Annotated in this window: 23 protein-coding genes; 14 read left to right on the forward strand and 9 right to left on the reverse strand. The window is 71.0% G+C overall.

From position 1 onward, the window contains the following. The first annotated feature begins 84 nt into the window (after positions 1-84). A complete protein-coding gene (locus ABD056_RS10180; RefSeq protein WP_343866452.1) occupies positions 85-816 on the forward strand; it encodes a pyridoxine 5'-phosphate synthase in 732 nt (243 codons plus the stop codon). 404 nt (positions 817-1,220) lie between these two features. Here ABD056_RS10180 and ABD056_RS10185 read toward each other — a convergent pair whose 3' ends face one another. The 5 genes from ABD056_RS10185 to ABD056_RS10205 all read right to left on the reverse strand — a co-directional run bounded on the left by ABD056_RS10185 (position 1,221) and on the right by ABD056_RS10205 (position 4,700). Then, entirely contained in the window at positions 1,221-1,670 is a 450-nt protein-coding gene (locus ABD056_RS10185) for a phasin family protein (RefSeq protein WP_343866453.1), read from the reverse strand. A gap of 114 nt (positions 1,671-1,784) precedes the next feature. Next, the gene (locus ABD056_RS10190; protein ID WP_343866454.1) at positions 1,785-2,480 is read right to left on the reverse strand and encodes a hypothetical protein; all 696 of its coding nucleotides are present in this window, start codon (positions 2,478-2,480) and stop codon (positions 1,785-1,787) included. A 44-nt stretch (positions 2,481-2,524) separates the two neighbouring features. Continuing rightward, a complete protein-coding gene (gene proC / locus ABD056_RS10195; protein ID WP_343866455.1) occupies positions 2,525-3,328 on the reverse strand; it encodes a pyrroline-5-carboxylate reductase in 804 nt (267 codons plus the stop codon). Positions 3,329-3,464: 136 nt separating this feature from the next. Next, complete coding sequence (locus ABD056_RS10200; RefSeq protein ID WP_343866456.1) at positions 3,465-3,962, reverse strand: type III secretion system chaperone family protein; 498 nt, start codon at positions 3,960-3,962, stop codon at positions 3,465-3,467. Between the two features lie 300 nt (positions 3,963-4,262). Further along, positions 4,263-4,700 carry an accessory factor UbiK family protein gene (locus tag ABD056_RS10205; protein ID WP_343866457.1) on the reverse strand — a complete coding sequence of 146 codons (438 nt, stop codon included), beginning with the start codon at positions 4,698-4,700 and terminating at the stop codon, positions 4,263-4,265. A 169-nt stretch (positions 4,701-4,869) separates the two neighbouring features. Here ABD056_RS10205 and rfaD point away from each other — a divergent pair, with 169 nt between their 5' ends. Genes rfaD through ABD056_RS10230 form a run of 5 tightly spaced genes read left to right on the forward strand, consistent with a single transcriptional unit; the run spans position 4,870 to position 9,590 of the window. Continuing rightward, positions 4,870-5,856, forward strand: coding sequence for an ADP-glyceromanno-heptose 6-epimerase (gene rfaD, locus ABD056_RS10210; RefSeq protein ID WP_343866458.1), 987 nt, complete (start codon positions 4,870-4,872; stop codon positions 5,854-5,856). A gap of 24 nt (positions 5,857-5,880) precedes the next feature. Next, positions 5,881-6,714 (forward strand): prolipoprotein diacylglyceryl transferase, encoded by an 834-nt coding sequence (gene lgt, locus ABD056_RS10215; protein WP_343866477.1) that lies wholly within the window; start codon positions 5,881-5,883, stop codon positions 6,712-6,714. After that, positions 6,711-7,808, forward strand: coding sequence for a class I SAM-dependent methyltransferase (locus tag ABD056_RS10220; protein ID WP_343866459.1), 1,098 nt, complete (start codon positions 6,711-6,713; stop codon positions 7,806-7,808). The genes lgt and ABD056_RS10220 overlap by 4 nt, the downstream gene beginning before the upstream one ends. Next, positions 7,805-8,572, forward strand: a complete 768-nt coding sequence (gene pgeF / locus ABD056_RS10225; RefSeq protein WP_343866460.1) for a peptidoglycan editing factor PgeF — start codon at positions 7,805-7,807, stop codon at positions 8,570-8,572. The genes ABD056_RS10220 and pgeF overlap by 4 nt, the downstream gene beginning before the upstream one ends. Positions 8,573-8,609: 37 nt before the next feature. Beyond that, complete coding sequence (locus tag ABD056_RS10230) at positions 8,610-9,590, forward strand: hypothetical protein (protein ID WP_343866461.1); 981 nt, start codon at positions 8,610-8,612, stop codon at positions 9,588-9,590. Between the two features lie 10 nt (positions 9,591-9,600). Here ABD056_RS10230 and ABD056_RS10235 read toward each other — a convergent pair whose 3' ends face one another. Both ABD056_RS10235 and ABD056_RS10240 read right to left on the reverse strand, forming a co-directional pair. After that, positions 9,601-10,383, reverse strand: a complete 783-nt coding sequence (locus ABD056_RS10235; protein WP_343866462.1) for a methyltransferase domain-containing protein — start codon at positions 10,381-10,383, stop codon at positions 9,601-9,603. Positions 10,384-10,419: 36 nt separating this feature from the next. Further along, entirely contained in the window at positions 10,420-10,596 is a 177-nt protein-coding gene (locus ABD056_RS10240; RefSeq protein ID WP_343866463.1) for a hypothetical protein, read from the reverse strand. A gap of 171 nt (positions 10,597-10,767) precedes the next feature. Here ABD056_RS10240 and ABD056_RS10245 point away from each other — a divergent pair, with 171 nt between their 5' ends. From ABD056_RS10245 to ABD056_RS10260, 4 genes are all read left to right on the forward strand, one after another. Next, on the forward strand, positions 10,768-11,310 hold the full coding sequence (locus ABD056_RS10245) for a TetR/AcrR family transcriptional regulator (RefSeq protein ID WP_343866464.1): 543 nt from the start codon (positions 10,768-10,770) through the stop codon (positions 11,308-11,310). Positions 11,311-11,398: 88 nt separating this feature from the next. Then, entirely contained in the window at positions 11,399-11,908 is a 510-nt protein-coding gene (locus ABD056_RS10250) for an HPP family protein (protein ID WP_343866465.1), read from the forward strand. Positions 11,909-11,999: 91 nt separating this feature from the next. Further along, entirely contained in the window at positions 12,000-14,639 is a 2,640-nt protein-coding gene (locus ABD056_RS10255; RefSeq protein ID WP_343866466.1) for a B12-binding domain-containing radical SAM protein, read from the forward strand. Between the two features lie 75 nt (positions 14,640-14,714). Beyond that, entirely contained in the window at positions 14,715-15,488 is a 774-nt protein-coding gene (locus ABD056_RS10260; protein WP_343866467.1) for a tellurite resistance TerB family protein, read from the forward strand. A gap of 6 nt (positions 15,489-15,494) precedes the next feature. Here ABD056_RS10260 and ABD056_RS10265 read toward each other — a convergent pair whose 3' ends face one another. After that, complete coding sequence (locus ABD056_RS10265; protein ID WP_343866468.1) at positions 15,495-16,925, reverse strand: mechanosensitive ion channel family protein; 1,431 nt, start codon at positions 16,923-16,925, stop codon at positions 15,495-15,497. Positions 16,926-17,102: 177 nt separating this feature from the next. On the opposite strand from ABD056_RS10265, the gene def reads away from it, so the two are divergent. Both def and fmt read left to right on the forward strand, forming a co-directional pair. Continuing rightward, positions 17,103-17,648: a peptide deformylase gene (gene def / locus ABD056_RS10270; RefSeq protein WP_343866469.1), complete on the forward strand. Its 546-nt coding sequence runs from the start codon at positions 17,103-17,105 to the stop codon at positions 17,646-17,648. Positions 17,649-17,678: 30 nt separating this feature from the next. Continuing rightward, the gene (gene fmt, locus ABD056_RS10275) at positions 17,679-18,599 is read left to right on the forward strand and encodes a methionyl-tRNA formyltransferase (RefSeq protein ID WP_343866470.1); all 921 of its coding nucleotides are present in this window, start codon (positions 17,679-17,681) and stop codon (positions 18,597-18,599) included. A gap of 164 nt (positions 18,600-18,763) precedes the next feature. On the opposite strand, the gene ABD056_RS10280 is transcribed toward fmt, so the two are convergent. Continuing rightward, complete coding sequence (locus ABD056_RS10280) at positions 18,764-19,675, reverse strand: branched-chain amino acid aminotransferase (RefSeq protein ID WP_343866471.1); 912 nt, start codon at positions 19,673-19,675, stop codon at positions 18,764-18,766. A gap of 157 nt (positions 19,676-19,832) precedes the next feature. Here ABD056_RS10280 and ABD056_RS10285 point away from each other — a divergent pair, with 157 nt between their 5' ends. Together ABD056_RS10285 and ABD056_RS10290 are read left to right on the forward strand one after the other, a co-directional pair. Continuing rightward, positions 19,833-20,384, forward strand: coding sequence for a MarR family winged helix-turn-helix transcriptional regulator (locus ABD056_RS10285; protein ID WP_343866472.1), 552 nt, complete (start codon positions 19,833-19,835; stop codon positions 20,382-20,384). Positions 20,385-20,397: 13 nt separating this feature from the next. Then, on the forward strand, positions 20,398-21,126 hold the full coding sequence (locus tag ABD056_RS10290) for a response regulator (protein WP_343866473.1): 729 nt from the start codon (positions 20,398-20,400) through the stop codon (positions 21,124-21,126). The last annotated feature ends 97 nt before the right edge of the window (positions 21,127-21,223 follow it).

A 21,223-nucleotide genomic window follows, 5' to 3' on the forward strand; every position in this document is an offset into this window, starting at 1 on the left:
CACTGCAATATGGCACTGGCGTGCGGCGGCCTGAGCCGGCAGACTGGCCGCCCTTTGCGCCACCTGGGACGGATGCCGCCTGCCATGCCGACGATGCTCAGCGTCAACCTCAACAAGGTCGCCCTGCTCCGCAACCAGCGCGACATCGGCCTGCCCGACGTGGCCGAGGCGGCGCGCACGGTGCTGGCCGCCGGCGCCCACGGCGTCACCGTCCACCCCCGGCCGGACGAGCGCCACATCCGCCGCAGCGACGTGCCGGTGCTGGCCGCGGTGGTGCGCGAGCACGGCAATGGCGCCGAATACAACATCGAGGGCTTCCCGTCGGAGGACTGGCTGCAGCTGGTCCTCGACAACGGCGCCCATCAGACCACCCTGGTCCCCGACCCGCCGGAGGCCCACACCAGTGAGGAAGGCTGGGATCTCGACGCGCAGGCGGAGTTCCTGCGGCCGGTGATCGCCCGCCTGAACGCCGCCGGCATCCGCGTGTCGCTGTTCATCGAGCCCGATCCGGCGGCGCCGGCCAAGGCGCGGGCGCTGGGTGCCGGGGCGGTGGAGATCTACACCGGCGCCTATGCCCACGGCCGCCCGCTGGACGACTACCGCGCCGCCGGCCGCGCCGCCCACGAGGCAGGGCTGCGGCTGAATGCCGGCCATGACCTCAGCCTGACCAACCTGGGCGCCTTCCTCGACGCGGTGCCGTGGACGGCGGAGGTCTCCATCGGCCACGCCATCACCGCCGAAGCGCTGTGGATGGGGTGGTCGCGGGTGGTCGGCGCCTATCGCGACATCTGCGTCTTCCCGCGCGAGATGGCGTAAGGGCACGTCTTTCAGGTTGCTTTTGCCGCCGCTTTGATGTGGGGTGGCATGGGTGTCCGGCGCAGCAGCAGCGCCGGTTCAGGCGGCGCGACCGGAGGGCACGGGGCTCCTCCGGCCGTGGCAGAGGCCCTGCCGGATACCTGGAGGGACTGCGATGACCTGGATTCCCAGAATTCGCATCACCGTCGAAGTCGAAAAGACCCGGAGCAGCCTGAAACTCACGCTCCGGGTCAATATCGCTTAGGCGGATCGGCAGGGGCGTTGGAGCGCTCCTGCCACCTCCCAGTCTAATGCGCCAGCCTCGCCGTCGCAAGCACACCAAACAAAACGGCCGCCATCCGGGGGGAGGGCGGCCGTTGCTCGGCGGGACAGCGGCGCGACTCGCGCGCTGCTGACGATCCGATTTACTTGCGCGGGGCGGTGGCGGCGGCGCCGGCCTTGGCGACCACGCCCTTCACCTCGTCCAGCGCTTCGGCGAAGCGGCGGTTGAGCAGGTCGGTCACTTCGGCGTTGGACTTGGCCATCAGTTCCGACATCTCGCGGGCGTTGGCGACGGCGCGCTCGAAGGCTTCCTTGGCGACTTCCGTCTGCTTGACGAGCTTCTCGGTCGGCGACGGGGCGCCGGCGATGCCCGAGGCGGCGGCGGCGGATTCTTCCACGGCCTGGCGCAGCAGCTCGGTCTGGCGCTTCATGAGGGCCTGCACGCCTTCGAACGCCAGACGGTTGGCGGCGGTCAGCGCTTCCAGGTTCTTCTGCTGGGCGGCGACCATGGCGTCCATGTCGACGCCCGGCACCTTCATTTCGCTCATGTACTTGCTGATGTCGAAATCGAACGGCAGTTCGGTCTTGGCCATGATTCACCTCCCGGCGGGTTCAAAAGATAAACGGACTGGCAGCACGGTAATTTTCGCACCTGCACAAGTCAAGGCGAAATGCTGCGGCGCACAATGTGCGTCCGCCGCACCGTGTCAGTCGTCGGCGGCCGGCATTTCAGGGTCGCTGCCGGGGCGAGTCGTGCGGGCAGGCGTGTCGGTGGGCGGCGGCCGGTCGTCCTCCAGACCGCTGCCGGCCACCCGGGCGCCGCCGAATCCGGGCACCATCCGCACCAGATCGTCCAGGTTCTTCAGGGCCTTGTCGAGGGCGGCCATGGTCCGCGCCAGGTCCGGCGTGTCGTCCTGCACGAAGGTGCGCAACACCCACAGATAGGTATAGGCCAGCCCCTTGATGCGGGCATAGCCGGTGAGGCCGGAGGCCGACAGCCCCGCCGCCTCCAGCGTCAGCGCCATGGAGCGGCCGAGACGGAAGGCGGAGTAGAGGCCGTCGAACGGCCGCAGCGGCAGGCCCTTCAGGTAGGACGCGATGGCCTGACGGTAGGGCGCCATGGCCTCGAACCGCGCCATCAGCACGTCGAACAGGCGGTCGCGCACCGGCTCCGACGGGTCCGCCTCGGTGCGGCCGGAGAGCGCCAGCCGGTCGGTGTAGCGGAAGGCCTCGTCCACCAGGGCCTCGTGGCCGGGGTGGCTGCGCAGCACCTCGTGGACGTCCAGGTCGGCGGCCAGCGCCACCTCGGCGGGGGTGACGCGGGGCCAGCCGTGGGCCTCCGCCACCGTGAACACGGCGGCGCCGATGCGATCGGGCAGGCTGTCGGTTTCGGATGTCGGCATCTGTCTGTCCTCCTCGACCGGCTGTCGCGACATAAAGGGCTGACCTAGCCCGCGAGTTCCCGCGAGCGATGGGCGGCGGCGGCCACGGCGCGGATCATGAGGGCATCGAGCCCGTCGTCGGCCATCAGCACCGCCAGCGCCGCCGCCGTGGTGCCGCCGGGGCTGGTGACGTTCTGGCGCAGGGTCGCCGGCTCCTCCGGCGAGCGGTGCATCAGTTCGCCGGCGCCGCAGATGGTGGCGCGGGCCAGCTGCGCCGCCAGATCGGCCGGCAGGCCGGCGGCGATGCCGGCGCGGGTCATGGCCTCGGCCAGCAGGAACACATAGGCGGGGCCGGAGCCGGAGACCGCCGTCACCGCATCCATGTGGGCCTCGTCCTCCACCCAGGCAACGGTACCCACCGCCTGCAGCAGGGCGGTGCAGCGGTCGCGCATGGCGGTGTCGACGGGGGCATTGGGGCAGCAGACGGTGATGCCGCGGCCGACGGCGGCCGGGGTGTTGGGCATGGCGCGCACCACCGCCGCCGTCTCCCCCAGGGCCTGGGCGAAGAACGCCAGCGTGCGGCCGGCGGCCACCGACAGGAACACGGTGCCCGGCGCGACGAAGCGGCGGTAGGCCGGCAGCACGTCGGCCATCACCTGCGGCTTCACCGCCAGCACCACCGCATCGGGGCGGAAATCGGCCGGCACCGCCTCGGCGCTTTCCACCACCCGCACGCCGGCCGGCGCGGTCGCACCGCCGCCGGGTTCGACGATGACCACGTCCTGCGGCCTGAGGGTGGTTTCCAGCCAGCCGGACAGCATGGCGCCGCCCATCTTGCCGCAGCCGACCAGAAGGATGGAAAGGGACATGGAAGGGGTCTCCTCGCGCTCGGGTGATGCTGCCGGCATGAAACGCCAGGCCGGTGCCCCGGCACAAGGGCTGTGGTGGCGAAGAACGGCCGGCGGGGGCGGATCGGGCCGCGTCCCGCCGGCCGGAACCGGACGATCAGGCCTCGCCCATGGTGTCGAGCATGGCGGCGGTGATGGCGTCCTGCGCCGTCTTGCCGCCCCAGACGAGGAACTGGAAGGCGGGATAGAACCGCTCGCATTCGGAAATGGCGTGGTCCATCAGCTCTTCCATGGTTTCCTCGTCGAGGCCGTGGCGGAGCATGACGGTGTGACGGAACAGCGGCACGCCGTCGTCGTGCCACAGGGCGAAGTGGCCGAGCCACAGCCGCTCGTTCAGCAGCGACAGCAGTTCGAACACATCGGCGCGACGGTTTTTCGGCACCTTCAGGTCGAAGGCGCAGGTGACGTGCAGGCTCTCCAGGTCCTGCGACCAGGCGAAGAAGAGGGTGTAGTCGCACCAGTGGCCGGGCACCTCCATCGCCGCTTCCAGTTCGGTGCGGCGGTCGAAGGTCCAGTCCTTGGTAAGGGCGACGGTTTCGACGATGTCGATGGGGTTGGCGTCAGTCGACGCGGCGTCGAGCGGGGCCGAATACATGCGGTCACCTCCCTGGCGCAGGGCGGAAGGGAGTGGTCCCTTCCGCAGGATGGCGGCCGGGACGGGCGGCGGCTGTGGACAAATCTTGTTGTACTGCCACCCCCTGGCCACAAGACATAGCCTGCCAGAGGGGCGACTTTGGTGCAAGGGTTCTGTTGCAGGCGCTAAATGAGGCGCAGCCCTGGCCCGTCCCGTCACGGAAACTTCACTGAATGCAAACGCCCGATACTGTTCCGGCGGTTGCCGAAAAGAAACGGCCCCGCACTTGATTTTGCGGGGCCGTCACTTCATCCGGCGGGATTACTCGCCCTTTTCCGGGCCTTCACCCTCCGGCGAGGCATCGGGCGGCGGCTCGGCGGCGGCGGCGGTCGGGCCGGCGGCGGCCTCGCCCTTCGGCTTCACCGCCTTGACGCCGGCGGCGTTGCGGTGGGCCTTCACCCGCCGGGTGGCATTGACCGAGGCGGCGGAGCTGGTGGGCCGCACCGACGGCTTGCGCTTGGCGGCCTCTTCCAGTTCGGCGATGCGGGCGGCCAGGGCTTCGTTCTCGGCCCGGGCTTCGGCGGCCATGGCGCGCACGGCCTCGAATTCCTCGCGCGTCACCAGATCCATCTCGGCGAGCACGCGCTCCAGCCGGTAGCGGATGATGCCTTCGATCTCGTCGCGCACGCCGGTCAGGGCGCCAAGGGCGCCGCCGGCCACCCGGGCGAGGTCGTCGAACAGGCGGTTCTGCGTCTGCATGGTCAGCTAGCCTTCCGTTGCGGCCGGACGGCGGGCACGACCGGCCGCCGGCGAATCCTGAAGCGGAGTATGGGTTGCCCGGCAAGGGCTTGCAACCGCCCACTCCTTGCGGCGGCGCAGGTGCGGCCCTATAACCGGACAGGCCTGCGGATTATCGGGAGTTGCCTGCATGTACGTGGTCACCGGCGGCGCCGGGTTCATCGGTTCGAACATCCTTGCCGCCCTGGAAGCGCGCGGCGCCCACGATCTGGTGGTGGTGGACCGGCTGCGCGACGGCGGCAAGTGGCGCAACGTCGCCAAGCGGGAACTGACCGACATCGTGGCGCCGGAGCGGCTGTTCGACTTCCTGGACGCCCACCGCACGCGCATCGAGGCCATCTTCCACATGGGCGCCATCTCGGCCACCACCGAGCGCGACGCCGACAAGATCATCGAGAACAACTTCACCCTCTCCATCGCGCTGTGGAAGTGGTGCACCGTCAACCGGGTGCGGCTGATCTATGCCTCCTCCGCCGCCACCTACGGCGACGGCACCGCCGGCTTCGTCGACGACATGAGCGCCGGGCACCTGGCCACCCTGCGGCCGCTGAACGGCTACGGCTGGTCCAAGCACCTGTTCGACCGCCGCATCTCGCGCCGGCTGGCGGAAGGGCGGGAGGCGCCGCCGCAGTGGGCGGGCCTCAAGTTCTTCAACGTCTACGGCCCCAACGAGTATCACAAGGGATCGCAGTCGAGCGTCGTGTCCCAGGTCTACCCCAAGGCCGCCGTCGACGCCCATTTCGACCTCTTCCGCAGCCACAACCCGGCCTACCCCGATGGCGGCCAGCTGCGCGACTTCATCTATGTCAACGACGTGGTCGACGTGATGATGTGGCTGCTCGACACGCCCTCCGTCAGCGGCCTCTACAACGTCGGCACCGGCAAGGCGCGGTCCTTCGCCGATCTGGCCGGCGCCGTCTACCGGGCGCTCGGCAAGGCGCCCAACATCCGCTTCAAGGACATGCCGGTGGAGCTGCGCGACAAGTACCAGTACTTCACCCAGGCGGACATGAGCCGCCTGCGCGCCGCCGGCTACGACAAGCCGTTCACCGAGCTGGAGGATGGCGTCGGCGATTATGTCCGCCGCTACCTGCACAGCGCCGATCCCTACAAGTAACGACGGCAGGAGAGCCCGCCCGTGCTGACCTTCGCCCTGCCGTTCCCGGCCATCGACCCCATCGCCATCGAGATCGGCCCTCTGGCCATCCGCTGGTATGCGCTGGCCTACCTCACCGGCCTGCTCGGCGGCTGGTGGTATCTGCGCTTCCTTGCCCGCCGCACCCCCGGCGGCCCCACCGACGATCAGGCCGACGACTTCCTGGTGTGGGCGACCCTTGGCGTGGTGGTGGGCGGCCGCCTCGGCTACGTGCTGTTCTACAAGCCGGAGTATTACCTCGCCAATCCGCTCGACATCGTGAAGGTGTGGCAGGGCGGCATGGCCTTCCACGGCGGCGTGCTGGGGGTGATTTTCGCCATCTGGCTGTTCTCGCGGCTGCGCGGGCTGTCGTTCCTGCGCATGGGCGATCTGGTCTGCGCGGTGGTGCCCATCGGCCTGTTCTTCGGTCGCATCGCCAACTTCATCAACGGCGAGCTGTGGGGGCGCCCGGCGCCCGACGTGCCGTGGGCGGTGGTGTTCCCCCACGGCGGCGACGTTCCCCGCCACCCGAGCCAGCTGTACGAGGCGATCCTGGAAGGGCTGGTGCTGGTGGTGCTGCTGCATCTGCTGTGGCGGGTGGCGGCCATCCGCGAGCGCCGCGGCTTCATCGCCGGCGCCTTCCTGGCCGGCTACGGCCTGTCGCGCTTCACGGTCGAGTTCTTCCGCGAGCCCGACGCCTTCCTCGGCACCCTGGCTGCCGGCCTGACCATGGGGCAGCTGCTGTCGCTGCCGATGATCCTGGCCGGGGCGGCGCTGATGATCGCCTCCGGCCGTTTCCGTCAGGCGGAGCCGCCGCAGGCCGGCGGGCATACGGCATGAGCGGGGCCGGCGCCGACATCGCGCGCGTGCTGCGCGACCGCATCCGGGCCGCCGGCTCCATCCCGTTCGAGGAGTTCATGGCCGAGGCCGCCGCCGCCTACTACGGCCGCGGCGACGTGTTCGGCCGCGACGGCGATTTCACCACCGCGCCGGAAATCAGCCAGATGTTCGGCGAAATCCTTGGCCTGTGGTGCGCCGTGGCGTGGCAGCTGATGAACGCGCCCGACAAGGTGGCCCTGGTGGAGCTGGGGCCGGGCCGTGGCACCCTCATGTGCGACATGCTGCGCGCCAGCAGCCTGCTGCCGCCGTTCCGTCAGGCGGTGAGCGTGCATCTGGTGGAGCGCAGCCGGCCGCTGCGGGAGATCCAGGCCCGCGCCCTGGCCGGCAGCGGCGTGACGCCGCAGTGGCATGACGACCTGACCACCCTGCCGACCGACCGGCCGCTGGTGGTGGTCGCCAACGAGTTCTTCGATGCCCTGCCGGTGCGCCAGCTGCAGCGCGCCCTCAGCGGCTGGCATGAGCGCCATGTCGCCCTGAACGACGACGGCGGCTTCGCCTTCACCCTCGGCCCGGCGGTGCCGGAGACGGCGGTGCCGGCGGCCATCGGCCCGTGCCGGCCGGGCACCATCGTCGAGGTGGCCGCCGCCTGCACCACCGTGATGGGCGAACTGGCGGCGCGACTCGCAACCCAGGGCGGGGCGGCGCTGGTGGTCGATTACGGCTATGCCCGCACCGCCGCCGGCGACAGCGTGCAGGCCCTGAAGCGTCATGCCTTCCACCCGGTGCTGAGCGATCCCGGCGAGGCCGACATCACCGCCCATGTGGACTTCCAGGCCCTGTCGGAAGCCGCGGCGGCGGCCGGGGCGCGGGTGCTGGGGCCGGTGGGGCAGGGGGCGTTCCTGGAGGCCCTCGGCATCGCCCAAAGGGCTGAAGTGCTGGCTGCCAACGCTGCGCCGCAACATGCAGAGGATGTGCGAAAGGCCTTACATCGCTTGATTGATCCGGCGGAAATGGGCACCTTGTTCAAGGTCTTGGCGCTGGTTCATCCGGCGCTTCCCACCCTTCCGGGTTTTGAGGGATCCGCCTCCGCATGATTACCGTCTCCGCGCTGAATGCCCTGTCCACCGTCCGCCATGCCTACTTCAGCAGGAACCATGGCGTGTCGACAGGGGCGTTCGACAGCCTGAACTGCGGGTTCGGGTCGGGGGACGATGCGGCCAACGTGCGCAAGAACCGCGCCATGGCGCTGGAGCGCATGGAGATGCCGCCGGAAGGGCTGGTCACCGCCCGCCAGGAACACGGCACCACCGTGCTGGTGGTCGACAAGCCGTGGGACAACGAAAACCCGCCCGCCGCCGACGGTCTGGTGACCACCGTGCCGCGTCTGGTGGTGGGCGTGCTGACCGCCGACTGCGCGCCGGTGCTGATGGCCGACGGCACCGCCGGCGTCGTCGCCGCCGTCCATGCCGGCTGGCGCGGCGCCCTGGGCGGGGTGCTGGACCGCGCCGTGCAGGTGATGATCGAGCAGGGTGCCTCGCTCGACCGCATCATCGCCGGCATCGGCCCGTGCATCGGCCAGCGGTCCTACGAGGTGGGGCCGGAGTTCCCGGGGCCGTTCATCGCCGACGACCCCAACAACGAGCACTACTTCAGCCCGACCGCGCGCGAGGGGCATTTCCGCTTCGACCTGCCGGGGTATGTGGCGCGCCGGCTGGCGCTCATCGGCATCACCATGGTCATGCCGACGCCCTGCGACACCTTCCGCGAGGAAGGCCGCTTCTTCAGCTATCGCCGCAACACCCTGCGCGGCATCAAGGACTACGGCCGCCAGCTGTCCGCCATCGCCATCGAGCGGTGATCCCCCGCCACCCGTTACTGCCGCCGCCGCGCCCGCCATGCTCCGCCGTCGCCGTCATCCCGCCCTTGCGCTGACCGTGCCGGTCGCGGCGCTGATCGCCCTTGGCCTTGCCGGCTGCGGCGAGCCGCACCGCCCCTTCGGCCGCGACGGCGAGCCGGGGGCCACCCTGCTGGTGCGGCCGCTGACCGGCGTCACCGTCGCCGTGCTGCCGGTGGAAGGCATGCCGCGCCCGCTGGCCGCTGAGGTGGCCGACGTGCTGGCTGACGGCTTCGCCGCCCGCGAAGTGCCAGCCCGCGTCGCCATGACCGGCGCCCTGGCCGGCGAACCGCGGCTGTTCGGGCAGGTGATGAACCTGGTGCCCGATGCCGACAGCGACACCCTGCTGGTCGACATCACCCTGGAACTGCGCGAGCCGGGCGGCCGGCCGCTGATGATCCAGACCCTGCGCGACCGCATCCCCGGTGCCCTGTGGTCCACCGCCGCGGCGGATGCCGACCAGCTGCGGCTGGCGGCGGAGCGGCTGGCCGCGCCCGCCGTCGCCGGCTTCGCCAGCGCCGAACAGGCGCTGGTGCCGGTGCCGAGCGGCGAGCACGAGGGCCTGTCGCAGAAGGCCCGCCCGCAGGCGCAGAGCGCCGCCCTGGCCGCCCTGCCGGCGGTGGCCCTGGGGGACATGACCGGGGCGCCGGGCGGGGCCGGCAATCAGGTGCTGTCGGCGGCCATGCGGTCGGTGCTGCGCGAGGTGGGGGTGCCGCTGGCGCTGTCGGAGGCTCCGCAGGCGCAGGTGACGGCCGAGGTGGCCCTGGCGCCGGTGCCCGGCAATGCGCAGGAGCGCATCCGCGTCGTCTGGCGGGTGCTCGACGCCGCCGGGGACGAGGTCGGCACGGTGGCGCAGGAAAACCTGCTGCCGCGCGGCTATGCCGAACAGAACTGGCCGGACCTCGCCTTCCTCATCGCCGGGGCCGCCGTGGACGGCGTCGTGCCGCTGCTGCAGCAGATGGCGGCGCGCGCGGCGCCGTGAGGCGGCAGGCCTAGGCCGCCACCGCCACCAGGAACAGGCGGCGGAAGGGGAAGGGCGTGCGGCCGTCGGCATCGGCAGGATAGGCCGCGCGCAGGGCGGCGCCATAGGCGGCGGCAAGATCCTTCGCCTCCGCCGGGTCCAGGCGGTCCAGCAGCGGCCGCAGGATGGTGCTGCCGGTCCAGGTCAGCACCGGGTCGGGGCCGTCCAGCAGGTGCAGGTATTCCGTGGTCCAGATGTCGAGGTCGGCGGCCAGCGGCGCCAGCAGGCGGCGGTACTCGGCCGGGCGCGCCACCGGCGCCTCGCGCAGCAGCGGCACCAGCCGGTCGGCCCAGCGGGCATCGCGGGCGAGGGCGAACAGCGCCTGGTGGCTGGGGGCGGCGAAGTTGTCCGGCATCTGCACCGCCAGCACGCCGCCGGGGCGCAGGGCCGCCATCAGCCGCGGCAGCAGGGTGGCATGATCGTCCAGCCAGTGCAGGGCGGCGTTGGAGAACACGACGTCGGCCGAGGCCGGCGGCGGGCTCCAGCTCGACAGGTCGGCCTGCCGCCACGTCAGCCGGTCGCCGGGCGGACTTTCTGCCGCCGCCTGCGCCAGCATGGCGGGCGAGGAGTCGATGCCGACGATGCGGGCCTGCGGCCAGCGCGCCGCCAGCAGGCGGGTGGCGGTGCCGGTGCCGCAGCCGAGATCGCAGACATCGGCCGGCGCCGCCGCATCGATGCGGTTCAGCAGATCAAGGGCCGGGCGCAGGCGCGGCCCGGCGTGGGCAAGGTAGAGGGCGGGGTTCCAGTCGGTCATGCCGTCGTCCTCCCGCGCTCTGCGCCGACCGGATGGTCAGTCCTTGTAGCCGCCGTTGGTGATCAGGCGCCAGATGAAGAACACCGCGAACCCGAACATGATCAGGCCCATGATGTAGAACTCGGGCTCCACCGCGCGCGAGGTGAGCAGCAGGCCGAGCAGGCCCATGATGGACATCAGCACGCCGACGATCCAGCTGGAAATGGTGTTCACGATTCCTGACTCCCGCTTGCACAAAGGGCTGCCCATGGACGGTGCCCCCTCTTAGCGCAAAATGCCCTGCTGATGAAGGGGGCTGTTGCCGCCGTCGACCGCCTGCCGTCTCTTGCCGCCGCCGCCGGCCCGTGCTACCTGTCACCAAACGATCGTTCGGGAGAACAGGTCATGCGGCTGACGCGCGAGGACGTGGTCGGGCGGGCGGTGGAGGTGTTCCGCCGCCGCGGCTTTCACGGCACCTCCATGGCCGATCTGGCCGCCGCCTGCGGCATTCTCAAGGGCAGCCTGTACCATCATTTTCCCAGCAAGGATGACCTCGCCCTGGCGGTGCTGGAGGACATCCACGCCCATTTCCGCGCCGCCATCTTCCCCCTGGCCCACGGCCCGCTGCCGCCGACCGACCGCATGGCGGCGCTGACCCGGGCGGTGGCCGCCTATTTTGCTGGCCGCGACGGGTCATGCCTGATGGGCGCCTTCGCGCTGGAGATCGGCGCCGGCGACGAGCGCTTCGCCGTCCGCATCCGCGCCTATTTCGACGACTGGGCCGCCGCCGTCGCGGCGCCGCTGGAACCTCGCCACGGCGTGGTGGAGGCGCAACGCCTCGGCCGCGACTTCGTCGCCCGCACCCAGGGCGCCCTCATGCTGCTGAAACTGGCCGGCGACGACGAACCGCTGGCCCGCTGCCACGCCGCCATGATCGCCGCCACCTGAAGCCGGCGCCGGATCGGCCGGTAGCCAGGCGTTCGCGAGTTCGAAATCAACCAATCGTTTGTTTGTTTATTCACGAAGGAGACCCCGCATGATCCTGCCCTTCCTCGCCAAGATGCGCGGCGCCGGCCGCCCGCCTGCCGGTCTCGGGCTGCGCCAGGCCGTGGCGGCCGGGGTCGGCGGCGGTCTTGCCCTGGCGGCGGCGGCGCTGCTGTCGGTGTGGGCGGAGGCGCCGCTGCTCATCGCCCCCTTCGGCGCCAGCTGCGTGCTGCTGTTCGCCCTGCCCGACAGCCCGCTGGCGCAGCCGCGCAACGTCATCGGCGGCCATGTCACGGCGGCGCTGGTGGGGGTGCTGGCGCTGGCCGCCTTCGGCACCGGCTGGTGGGTGGCGCCGGTGGCCGCCGGAGCCGCCATCGCCGCCATGGTCGCCCTGCGGGTGGTGCATCCGCCGGCCGGTGCCAATCCGCTGGTGGTGATTGCCGGTGGCCACGGCCTCGGCTTTGTCGCCAGCCCGGTGCTGGCCGGCGCCGTGGTGCTGGTGGTGGTGGCCCTGGTGGTCAACAACCTGCCGCGCCATCGCCGCTACCCGGCCTATTGGTAGGGAGGCGACAAGCCCACAAATTCCTGGCCGTTGCCCCTGGCGGCCGGAGTCGCGATAATCGCGCCGGTCCTCAAGACGCTGGGAGTGTTTCATGTCGGGCAAGCCGGTCGCGCCCCATCCGCTGGTCGCCGTTCCGTCGGCCGCCAAGCCGCAGGCGGCGCTGCGCCCGGCGGTGCCGCTGCCGCTCGGGCTGGTCGCCCCCGGCGGTGCCCGTCCCGGCCAGCCGGCCCCCACTGCCGACGAGTTGCTCGGCCGCGCCGTCGAGCAGTGGCAGCGCGGCGCCCGCGCCGAGGCGGAAAGCACCGCCGCCAAGGCGCTCGGCATCAAGGGCCGCGCCAAGCCGGCGGATCGCGCCCGCATCCTGACCACTCTGGCGGAACGGCTGTACTTTGCCGACGATTTCGTCGAGGCGGCGGAGGCTGCCGGGCTGGCCCTGAAGCTCGACAAGGGCGCCACCCACACCCGCCTGATCCGCGCCGCCGCCCTGCGCGGCTGGGGCCCGCTGGAGGAGGCGGAGCGCGAGGCGCGGGCGGCGGTGAAGGCCGCCCCGACGGCGCTGGAGGCCACCGACGGGCTGGTCGCCGTGCTGCTCGACCAGGGCCGGCCGGAGGACGCGGAAGCCGCCGTGCGCGCCCTGCTGGCCCGCGCGCCCAGGGCGTCCGGCGCCCACGCCCTGCTCGCCCGCCTGCTGCGCCGGCGCGGCCGCTATGACGAGGCCGCCGCCGCTCTGCAGGCCGCACTCGCTTGCCCCGATGCCCAGCGGGCGCGGCTGGAGTGGGTGCTCGGCACCGTGCTGCACGATGCCGGCCGCCACGACGAGGCCGCCGCCGCCTACCGCCGCTCCATCGCCCTGGCGCCGAAGATCGGCGACGGCTGGGCGGCGCTGGTCAACACCCTGCAGGCCGCCGGCCGCCACGACGAGGCGGCGGAGACGGTGCGCCAGGCCCGCGCCGCGGTGCCGGGCTACGAGAAGCGCTTCCTCGACCTGCTGTGGCCGAGCGAGCCGGTGGCCATTCCCGATGCGCCGGTCGACGGCCGCCGGGTGATCCTGGTCAACGGCTTCGGCCATTACCCGTCCATCCCGCTCGGCATCCCGCTCATCAAGGGCTACGTCACCGAGAAGGGCGAGGGCTACCGGGTCACCTGCATGGACGTCAACGCCGGCCGCTTCGACTCGCTGTACAAGGCGTTGCGCGACGGCGTGCTGCACCCGTCGTTCACCGACCGCGAGGATTTCGTCGCCGCCGCCACCCTGTTCCGCGACGGCGGGCCGGAGTTCCATCAGCCGGAGGCCTATGACCGCCACCTGGAGCGGTTCATCAAGTTCTTCTCGCTGTTCCTCGACAACGGCCTCGGCCACACCCGCCGCGCCGATGGCGGCGGGGCGCCGCTGCCGTGGTGGGTGATCCGCGATGCCGAGCGCATCGTGGCGGAACGGCCGGGGGTGGTCGGCATCTCGGTCACCTACACCGACCAGATTCCCTATTCCGTGCTGCTGGCCCGCGCCATCCGCCGCATCGACCCGACCGTGCGCATCGTTTTCGGCGGCGGCTTCTTCAAGGCCATCGACATGGAGGGCTTCCTGGCCGAAGCCTTCGTCGACTACGTGGTGCTGAACGCCGGCGAGGCCGCCTTCCTGGCGCTGCTGGAGGCGCTGAACGCCGGCACCGCCGACCTGCCGGCCATCCCCGGCCTCGCCTTCCGCGACCCCGCCGACGGCCGGTTCCACATCAGCAAGGACGGCTTCCCGGTCGACTACAACACCCAGCCCTTCGCCGACTTCCGCGACTTCGACCCCAAGGCCTACTTCGTGCCCGATCCGGTTTATCCGGTGCTGTCGTCGCGCGGCTGCTACTGGCGGCGCTGCACCTTCTGCAACCACTTCGCGTCCTACGCCGGCACCTACAAGACGCAGGCCATCGACCGCGTGGTGGCGGAGATGAAGCACCTGCAGGAAACCCTGGGCGCCAAGCTGTTCACCTTCGTCGACGAGATGATCTCGGCCAAGCGGTTCTGGAAGATCAGCACCGAGATCCTGGCCCAGGGGCTCGACGTCCATTACTACGCCCTGGCCAAGCCGACCCGCGACTTCACCCCCGACATCCTGGAGAAGATGCACGAAGCCGGCTGCCGCGCCGTCTACTGGGGCCTCGAAAGCGGCTCGGAACGGGTTCTGGCGCTGATGGACAAGGGCAACGACGCCGAAGGCTCGGAAATCGTGCTGCGGCGGTCGTCGGAGGCGGGCATCCGCAACCACTGCTTCATGATCATCGGCTTCCCCACCGAAACCCGCGACGACCTGCGCGACACGCTCGCCTTCATGCACCGCAACAGCGCTTACGTCGACCAGATCCTGGCCGGCCATTTCGTGCTGGAGCCGGGCACGCCGATCCATGACCGGCCGCAGGAATTCGGCATGCGCAAGGTCTATTACCGGCGGTCGCTGTGCGGCGGCTTCCTGGTCGGGTTCGAGCCGGACGGCTGGATCGACCAGCCGACGGCGGCACGCTACGCCGAGATCCTGCGCGATCATTTCTTCGACCTGTTCAGCCCGCGCGGCCGCTACTTCGGCACCCCGCGCGAACACATCGTCGCCGTGTATGCCGAGGAACCCAAGGGCGCCCCGCGCCCCGGCAAGCGCCTGCCGAGCGTGGCGGAGCTGGAGCGCATGCTGGACGATCCGCGCCAGGTGCCGCAGGTGAAGACCTTCGATCTCCAGCCCGTGTGGTGATGCCGCCGGCGGTTGTGCCGCCGCCGCGCCGCCCCCATCTCCTGCCGACATGACTTCACGACGGACAGGAGTGCCATGATGGACGTGCGGCGCATGCTGGAAGGGGTTCTCGGCTCGGGCGGGACGGCGGGCCTGGAGAAGGAGGTCCGCCGCATGCTGGGCGGTGGCGGCGGTGCCTCCCCCGGCGGCCGGCCGACCGGCGGTGGCTCCGGTTCCGGTTCCGGCTTCGGCGGCGGCATGCTCGGCGGGGCGGCGGCGGGCGGCCTGCTGTCGCTGGTGCTCGGCAGCAAGAAGGGCCGCAAGATGGGCGGCAAGGCGCTGAAGTACGGCGGCGCGGCGCTGCTCGCCGGGCTGGCCTGGAAGGCGTGGCAGGACTGGAAGGCAGGGCAGCCGGCCCAGGGCGCCCCGCTGGCCGACATGGCGGCGCCGCCGCCCGCCCACAGCGGCTTCTCCCTGGACGAGGAGCGCGACGCCGGCGGCAGCGACTTCCGCCTTGCCCTGGTGCGCGCCATGATCGCCGCCGCCAAGTGCGACGGCCACATCGACGCCGACGAACACGCCCGCATCACCGCCGCCATCACCGACCAGGGGCTGACGGCGGAGGAAAAGGGCTTCCTGCTCGACGCCTTCACCACCGATGCCGACCCCATGGCCATCGCCCGCCTTGCCCGCACCCAGGAGCAGGGGGCGGAGCTGTATGTCGCCTCCCGCCTCGCCATCGACCCCGACGTGCCGGCGGAACACCAGTACCTGCAGCGCCTGGGCGCCGCCCTCGGCCTGCCGGGCGGGCTGGTGGCGCAGCTGGATGCCAAGGTGGAGGCGGCGCGGGCCGAGGCGGCGGGGTTTTAGGTCGCGCTACTTCACCAGCTTCAGCAGGCCGAACACCCGCGCCATGGCGCTGCGGATGGACTGGGCCTGGGCCGCCGCCGGGGCCGCCGCCGCCCCATCGCCGAGCGACTGCTGCAACCGGCGGCGGCGCTCGGCGGTGATGGTGGAGATGGCCTCGGTCAGGGCCGGGCGGGCCTCCAGCAGCGGCGCCAGGGCATCGCGGCCGACTTCCCAGGCGATGCTGTCGGTCAGCGCCCGCACGGTGGCGCTGCGCGGTTCGCCGGTCAGCATGGCCATCTCGCCGATCAGGTCGCCGGGGGTGACGTGGCCGACCACGCGGCCGTCCACCAGCGCCTCCAGGAAGCCTTCGGCGACCACGTGCAGCACGTCGCCGCTGTCGCCCTGGCGGACGACGGTTTCGCCGGGGGCGAAGTGGTGGCGGGTGGCGCGGCCGGCCAGTTCCGCCAGTTCGGCATCGGTCAGCGGCTCGAACAGTGCCACCCGGCGCAGCACCGCCACCGCGTCCTCGGCCAGGCGCTCGCCATTGCCGTCGACGACGATGCGGCGGCTGGTGGCGATGCCGATGCCGGCGGCGTAGAGGTGGCGCAGCACCGTGCGCAGCACCTGGTCGCGGGCCACGCCGATGGGGCTCTTGCGGTGGTCGTGCATGAACACGCAGCGCCAGGTGACGCCGTCGCCGCTGACCGATTGCGCCTCCACCCGCACCGGCTCGCACACCGGGCCGCCGCGCGAGGCGACGTCGTGCAGGGCGGCCAGCAGCACGCGGCTGGTGCGGGCCGGGCTGAAGCCGCTTTCCACCGGCACTTCCACCGACAGCTGCGAGGTGGTCTGCGGCTGCGCCACGTTGATGACGACGGCCTCGGAAATCTCGCGGTTGGGGATGATGGCGACGGTGCTTTCGACCGTCAGCACCCGCACCGCCCGCCAGGAAATCTCCTGCACCGTGCCCAGCACCTCGGTGCCGCGGATGCGGACATGGATGCGCTCGCCGATCTGAAACGGCCGCTCCAGGTTGATGGCAAGGCCCATGAACAGGTCGAGGATGATGCTGCGCAGGGCGAAGCCGAGCACGATGCCGATGACGCCGGAAAAGGCGGCCAGTCCGGCCAGCAGATCCTTGCCGAACAGGGTGCCGAGCAGCCCGCCGAAGGTGACCAGATAGACCGTGCCGGTGGCGATCTGCACCAGCACCTTGGGCGCCGAGCCGTCGCGGCGGGGGGCCAGCCGGCGCCAGGCGTGCTGGCGGATGGTGCGGGCGACGGCCCAGCCGCCGGTGATCCACAAGGCCACCACCAGCAGCGTGTGACGGTGGCGGCCGAACCACGCCGCCAGGTCGCTGTCCACGGTGGACAGGTCGACGCCGTCGGCCACCAGCAGGCCGCTGACCACCGCCAGCGGCAGGAACGTCACCGCAAGTCTGCCCAGGCGAATCCCCATGATGGCAGCAAGGCCCCCCTTCAGCCCGAACCCCGATCCCCAAGCCGCCAGCATAGCCGAGACCTTGCAAAGGTGAAGTGTCTTGCGACTCCACGCCCCGGCCGCCGCCCGCCTTGACGCCCGGCCCCCCGGCGATTATGTCCTGACCCTTCGGAAACCGCTGGTACCTCGCTCGCCATGGCCCTGCTTCCCATCCTCGTCGCCCCCGATCCGCGCCTGAAGCTCAAGGCCAAGCCGGTGGAGAAGGTCGATGCCGCCGTCGCCCGGCTGATGGACGACATGCTGGAGACCATGTACGCCGCCCCCGGCATCGGCCTGGCCGCGCCGCAGGTGGGGGTGTCGCAGCGGGTGATCGTGGTCGACGTGTCGCCGGAGGGGGAGCGCAACCCCCTGCGCATGGCCAACCCGGAAATCATCTGGGCCAGCGACGAGCTGCGCCCCTACGAGGAAGGCTGCCTGTCGCTGCCCGAGCAGTATGACGAGGTGGAGCGGCCGACGCGCATCACCGTGCGCTACCTCGACCATCAGAACGAGGTGCGGGAACTGGAGGCCGACGGCCTGCTCGCCACCTGCATCCAGCACGAGATCGACCACCTGGACGGCCGCCTGTTCGTCGATCACCTGTCGTCGCTGCGCCGGAACATGATCCTGCGCAAGCTGACCAAGATGAAGAAGGCCGATCCGTCGCTCGGCCAGCCGAACGAAGCCGTCGCCGCCCGCTGAGGCCGGCGGCGGAGAAGGGGGACCACCATCATGCGCGTCGTCTTCATGGGAACGCCGGACTTCTCGGTGCCGGTGCTGGAGGCGCTCGCCGCCCGGCACGAGGTCGCCTGCGTCTACAGCCAGCCGCCGCGTCCCGCCGGCCGCGGCCAGAAGGAACGGCCGGGGCCGGTCCACGCCCGGGCGCTGGAACTGGGCATCCCGGTCCGCACCCCCACCTCGCTGCGCACCGAAGAAGCGCAGGCGGAGTTCGACGAACTGGATGCCGACGTGGCGGTGGTGGCGGCCTATGGCCTGATCCTGCCGGAACCGATCCTGGAAAGCCCCAAGCTCGGCTGCCTCAACGTTCATGCCAGCCTGCTGCCGCGCTGGCGCGGCGCCGCCCCCATCCAGCGCGCCATCATGGCCGGCGACACGGTGACCGGCGTCACCATCATGGAGATGGAGCTGGGGCTGGATACCGGCCCCATGCTCATCCGCCGCGAGGTGCCGATCACCGACGAAACCACGGCGCAGGAGCTGCACGATACCCTGTCGCAGGTGGGCGCGGCGCTGATGGTGGAGGCGCTCGACCTCATCCTGGAGGGCGAGCTTGACGGCGAGGAACAGCCGGAAGAGGGCGTAACCTACGCGAAGAAGATCGACAAGGACGAAGCCCGCATCGACTTCGCCCGCCCGGCCGGGCAGGTGCTGCGCCACATCCACGGCCTGTCGCCCTTCCCCGGCGCCTGGTGCGAGGTGGAGGGCGAGCGCCTGAAGATCCTGACCTGCCGCGCCGAAGACGGCCGCGCCGGGGCGGAGCCGGGCACGGTGCTTGACGACGACCTGCTGATCGCCTGCGCCGACGGCACCGCCCTGCGGCCGCTGCTGCTGCAGCGGGCCGGCAAGGGGGCGCTGGAGCGCGACGCCCTGCTGCGCGGTTTCCGGATCGCTGCCGGCAGCCGCCTCGGGTGATAGGTGAGTTTGGGCTGCCCTCAGGCGCCGGGCGGCCGCTCCTCGCGGCCTTGGCTCTCGCCGCAGGAGCGGCGGGTATGACCTCTCCGCACCGACAGCAAAAAGCCCCGCGACCGGCGCTCGGTCGCGGGGCTTTTCGTGTGCCGGTGCCGGCGGCCGAACGATCAGTCGGCCGATTCGGAGACGGCGGCCGCCAGGGTGTTGGTGCGGCCGACGGCGGCGTCGTAGTCGGCGATCAGCGCCTTGCACACCTCGCCCGGGGTGAAGGTGTAGTCGCCGATCTGGCGCACCGGGGTGACTTCCGCCGCCGTGCCGGTCAGGAAGCATTCCTGCGCCTTGGCCATTTCTTCCGGCTGGATCGCCCGTTCGATGACGGTGTAACCGCGCTTCTTCGCCAGCTCGATGACCGTGCGGCGGGTGATGCCGTCCAGGAAGCAGTCGGGCGTCGGGGTGTGGATCTCGCCGTTCATGACGAAGAACACGTTGGCGCCGGTCGCTTCCGCCACCTGGCCGCGCCAGTCGAGCAGCAGGGCGTCATCGAAGCCCAGGTTTTCGGCCCGGTGCTTGGACAGGGTGCAGATCATGTAGAGGCCGGCGGCCTTGGACTTGACCGGCGCGGTGCGCGGGTCGGGGCGGCGCCAGTCGGACAGCATGAGGCGGATGCCGGCGAGGCGCGCTTCCGGCGAGAAGTAGCTCGGCCACGGCCAGGTGGCGATGGCGACGTGGATCCTGGTCTGCTGCGCCGCCACGCCCATCATTTCCGACCCGCGCCACGCCACCGGGCGGACGTAGCCGTCGACGATGTTGTTGGCTTTCACGGTCGCCAGGGTGGCTTCGTCCAGTTCAGCGGCGGTGTAGGGCACTTCGAAGCCCAGTTCCCGGCCGGAGGCGATGAGGCGCTCGGAGTGCTCCGTCAGCTTGAAGACCTTGCCGTTGTACACGCGCTCCCCTTCGAACACGCAGCTGGCGTAGTGCAGGGCGTGGCTGAGGACGTGCAGCTTGGCATCGCGCCAGTCGACCATCTGGCCGTCGTACCAGATCAGCCCGTCGCGGTCGTCGAAGGAGGGCACCGACATGTTCATCGCCTCGAAGTGGAGAAAAGTTGCCGAAACTCGGTTGGCCTGGGTAACATCGTTCCGTCACATAAGTCAATATGACTGTCCCAGTAGGGCTGTGCCATACTGGCCTGCGATGTCATCCTCATCCTAACCACAGCCGAGCCGCCGCCGCCACATGTCCGATATCAAATCCGGCGCAAACCTGCTCTTCCTGAGGGAAGAGGAACTGCGCCAGGGCATCGAACTGCTGTTCTTCGCCTACCGCGACTTCACCGGCGAGGCGGACGCCATGCTGGCCCGCCACGGCTTCGGCCGCGCCCACCACCGGGTGATCTACTTCGTCGGCCGCCACCCCGGCATGAGCGTGAGCGAACTGCTGACCATCCTGAAGATCACCAAGCAGAGCCTGTCGCGGGTGCTGAGCCAGCTGGTGAAGGAAGGCTTCATCGTCCAGCGCCAGGGCGTGCGCGACCGCCGCCAGCGGCTGCTGGAACTGACGGAAAAGGGCGTCGAGCTGGAACGCCAGTTGACCGAACGCCAGCGCCGCCGCATCGCCCGCGCCTACCGCGAGGCCGGGCCGGGGGCGGTGGAGGGCTTCCGCCGGGTGCTGGCCGGCATGACCGACGAGCCCGACCGCTCCCGCTTCCTGGCCGGCGTCGCCGGCCCCGGCCGCCGCTCCGGCGGCGGTGCGGGCGGCAGCGGTGGCGGCAGCGGCGGCACGCGCTGAGGCGGGGGCGGCGGTGAGCGAGGAAACCCCCCACATCCTGGTGGTCGACGACGACGAACGGCTGCGCAAGCTGCTGCGCAAGTACCTGTCAGACAACGGCTATCTGGTCACCGTCGCGGTCGACGCGGAAGAGGCGCGGCGGCAGCTGGCGGTGATGGAATTCGACCTCATGGTGCTCGACGTCATGATGCCGGGCGAAACCGGCTTCGACCTGGCGCGGGCGCTGCGGGAGGAAGGGCAGGCGGTGCCCATCCTCATGCTGACGGCCATGGGCGAGACGGAAGACCGCATCCAGGGCCTGGAAACCGGCGCCGACGATTACCTCGCCAAGCCGTTCGAGCCGCGCGAGCTGCTGCTGCGCATCGCCGCCATCCTGCGCCGCGCCGCCCAGCCGCAGCCGCCGGCCCCGGCCGCCTCGGCGGTGCTGGCGGCGGCGGCGGCCGCGGCGGCGGAGCTGCGTTTCGGCGAGATCGTCTATGACCGCAAGCGCGAAGACCTTGCCCGCCACGGCGTCCGCATCCATCTGACCACGGCGGAAGCGGCGCTGCTGAAGGTGCTGGCCGACCACCCGCACGAGGTGCTGAGCCGCGAGGATCTGGCGGCCGCTACCGGGGCGCTCGGCAACCAGCGCAGCGTCGACGTGCAGGTCACCCGCCTGCGCAAGAAGCTGGAGGATGACGCCCGCCTGCCGCGTTACCTGCAGACCGTGCGCGGCAAGGGCTACCTGCTGCGGCCGGACTGATCATGCAGCGCGCATAGAACCGGAAGACCGCCATGAAGCTGACCGCCCTCAGCCACAGCACAACCCGATGCAGGGGATCGACAGGCTCGGCAGGTTG

The sequence above is a fragment of the Caenispirillum bisanense genome (assembly GCF_039523075.1).
GTDB lineage: Bacteria > Pseudomonadota > Alphaproteobacteria > Rhodospirillales > Rhodospirillaceae > Caenispirillum > Caenispirillum bisanense.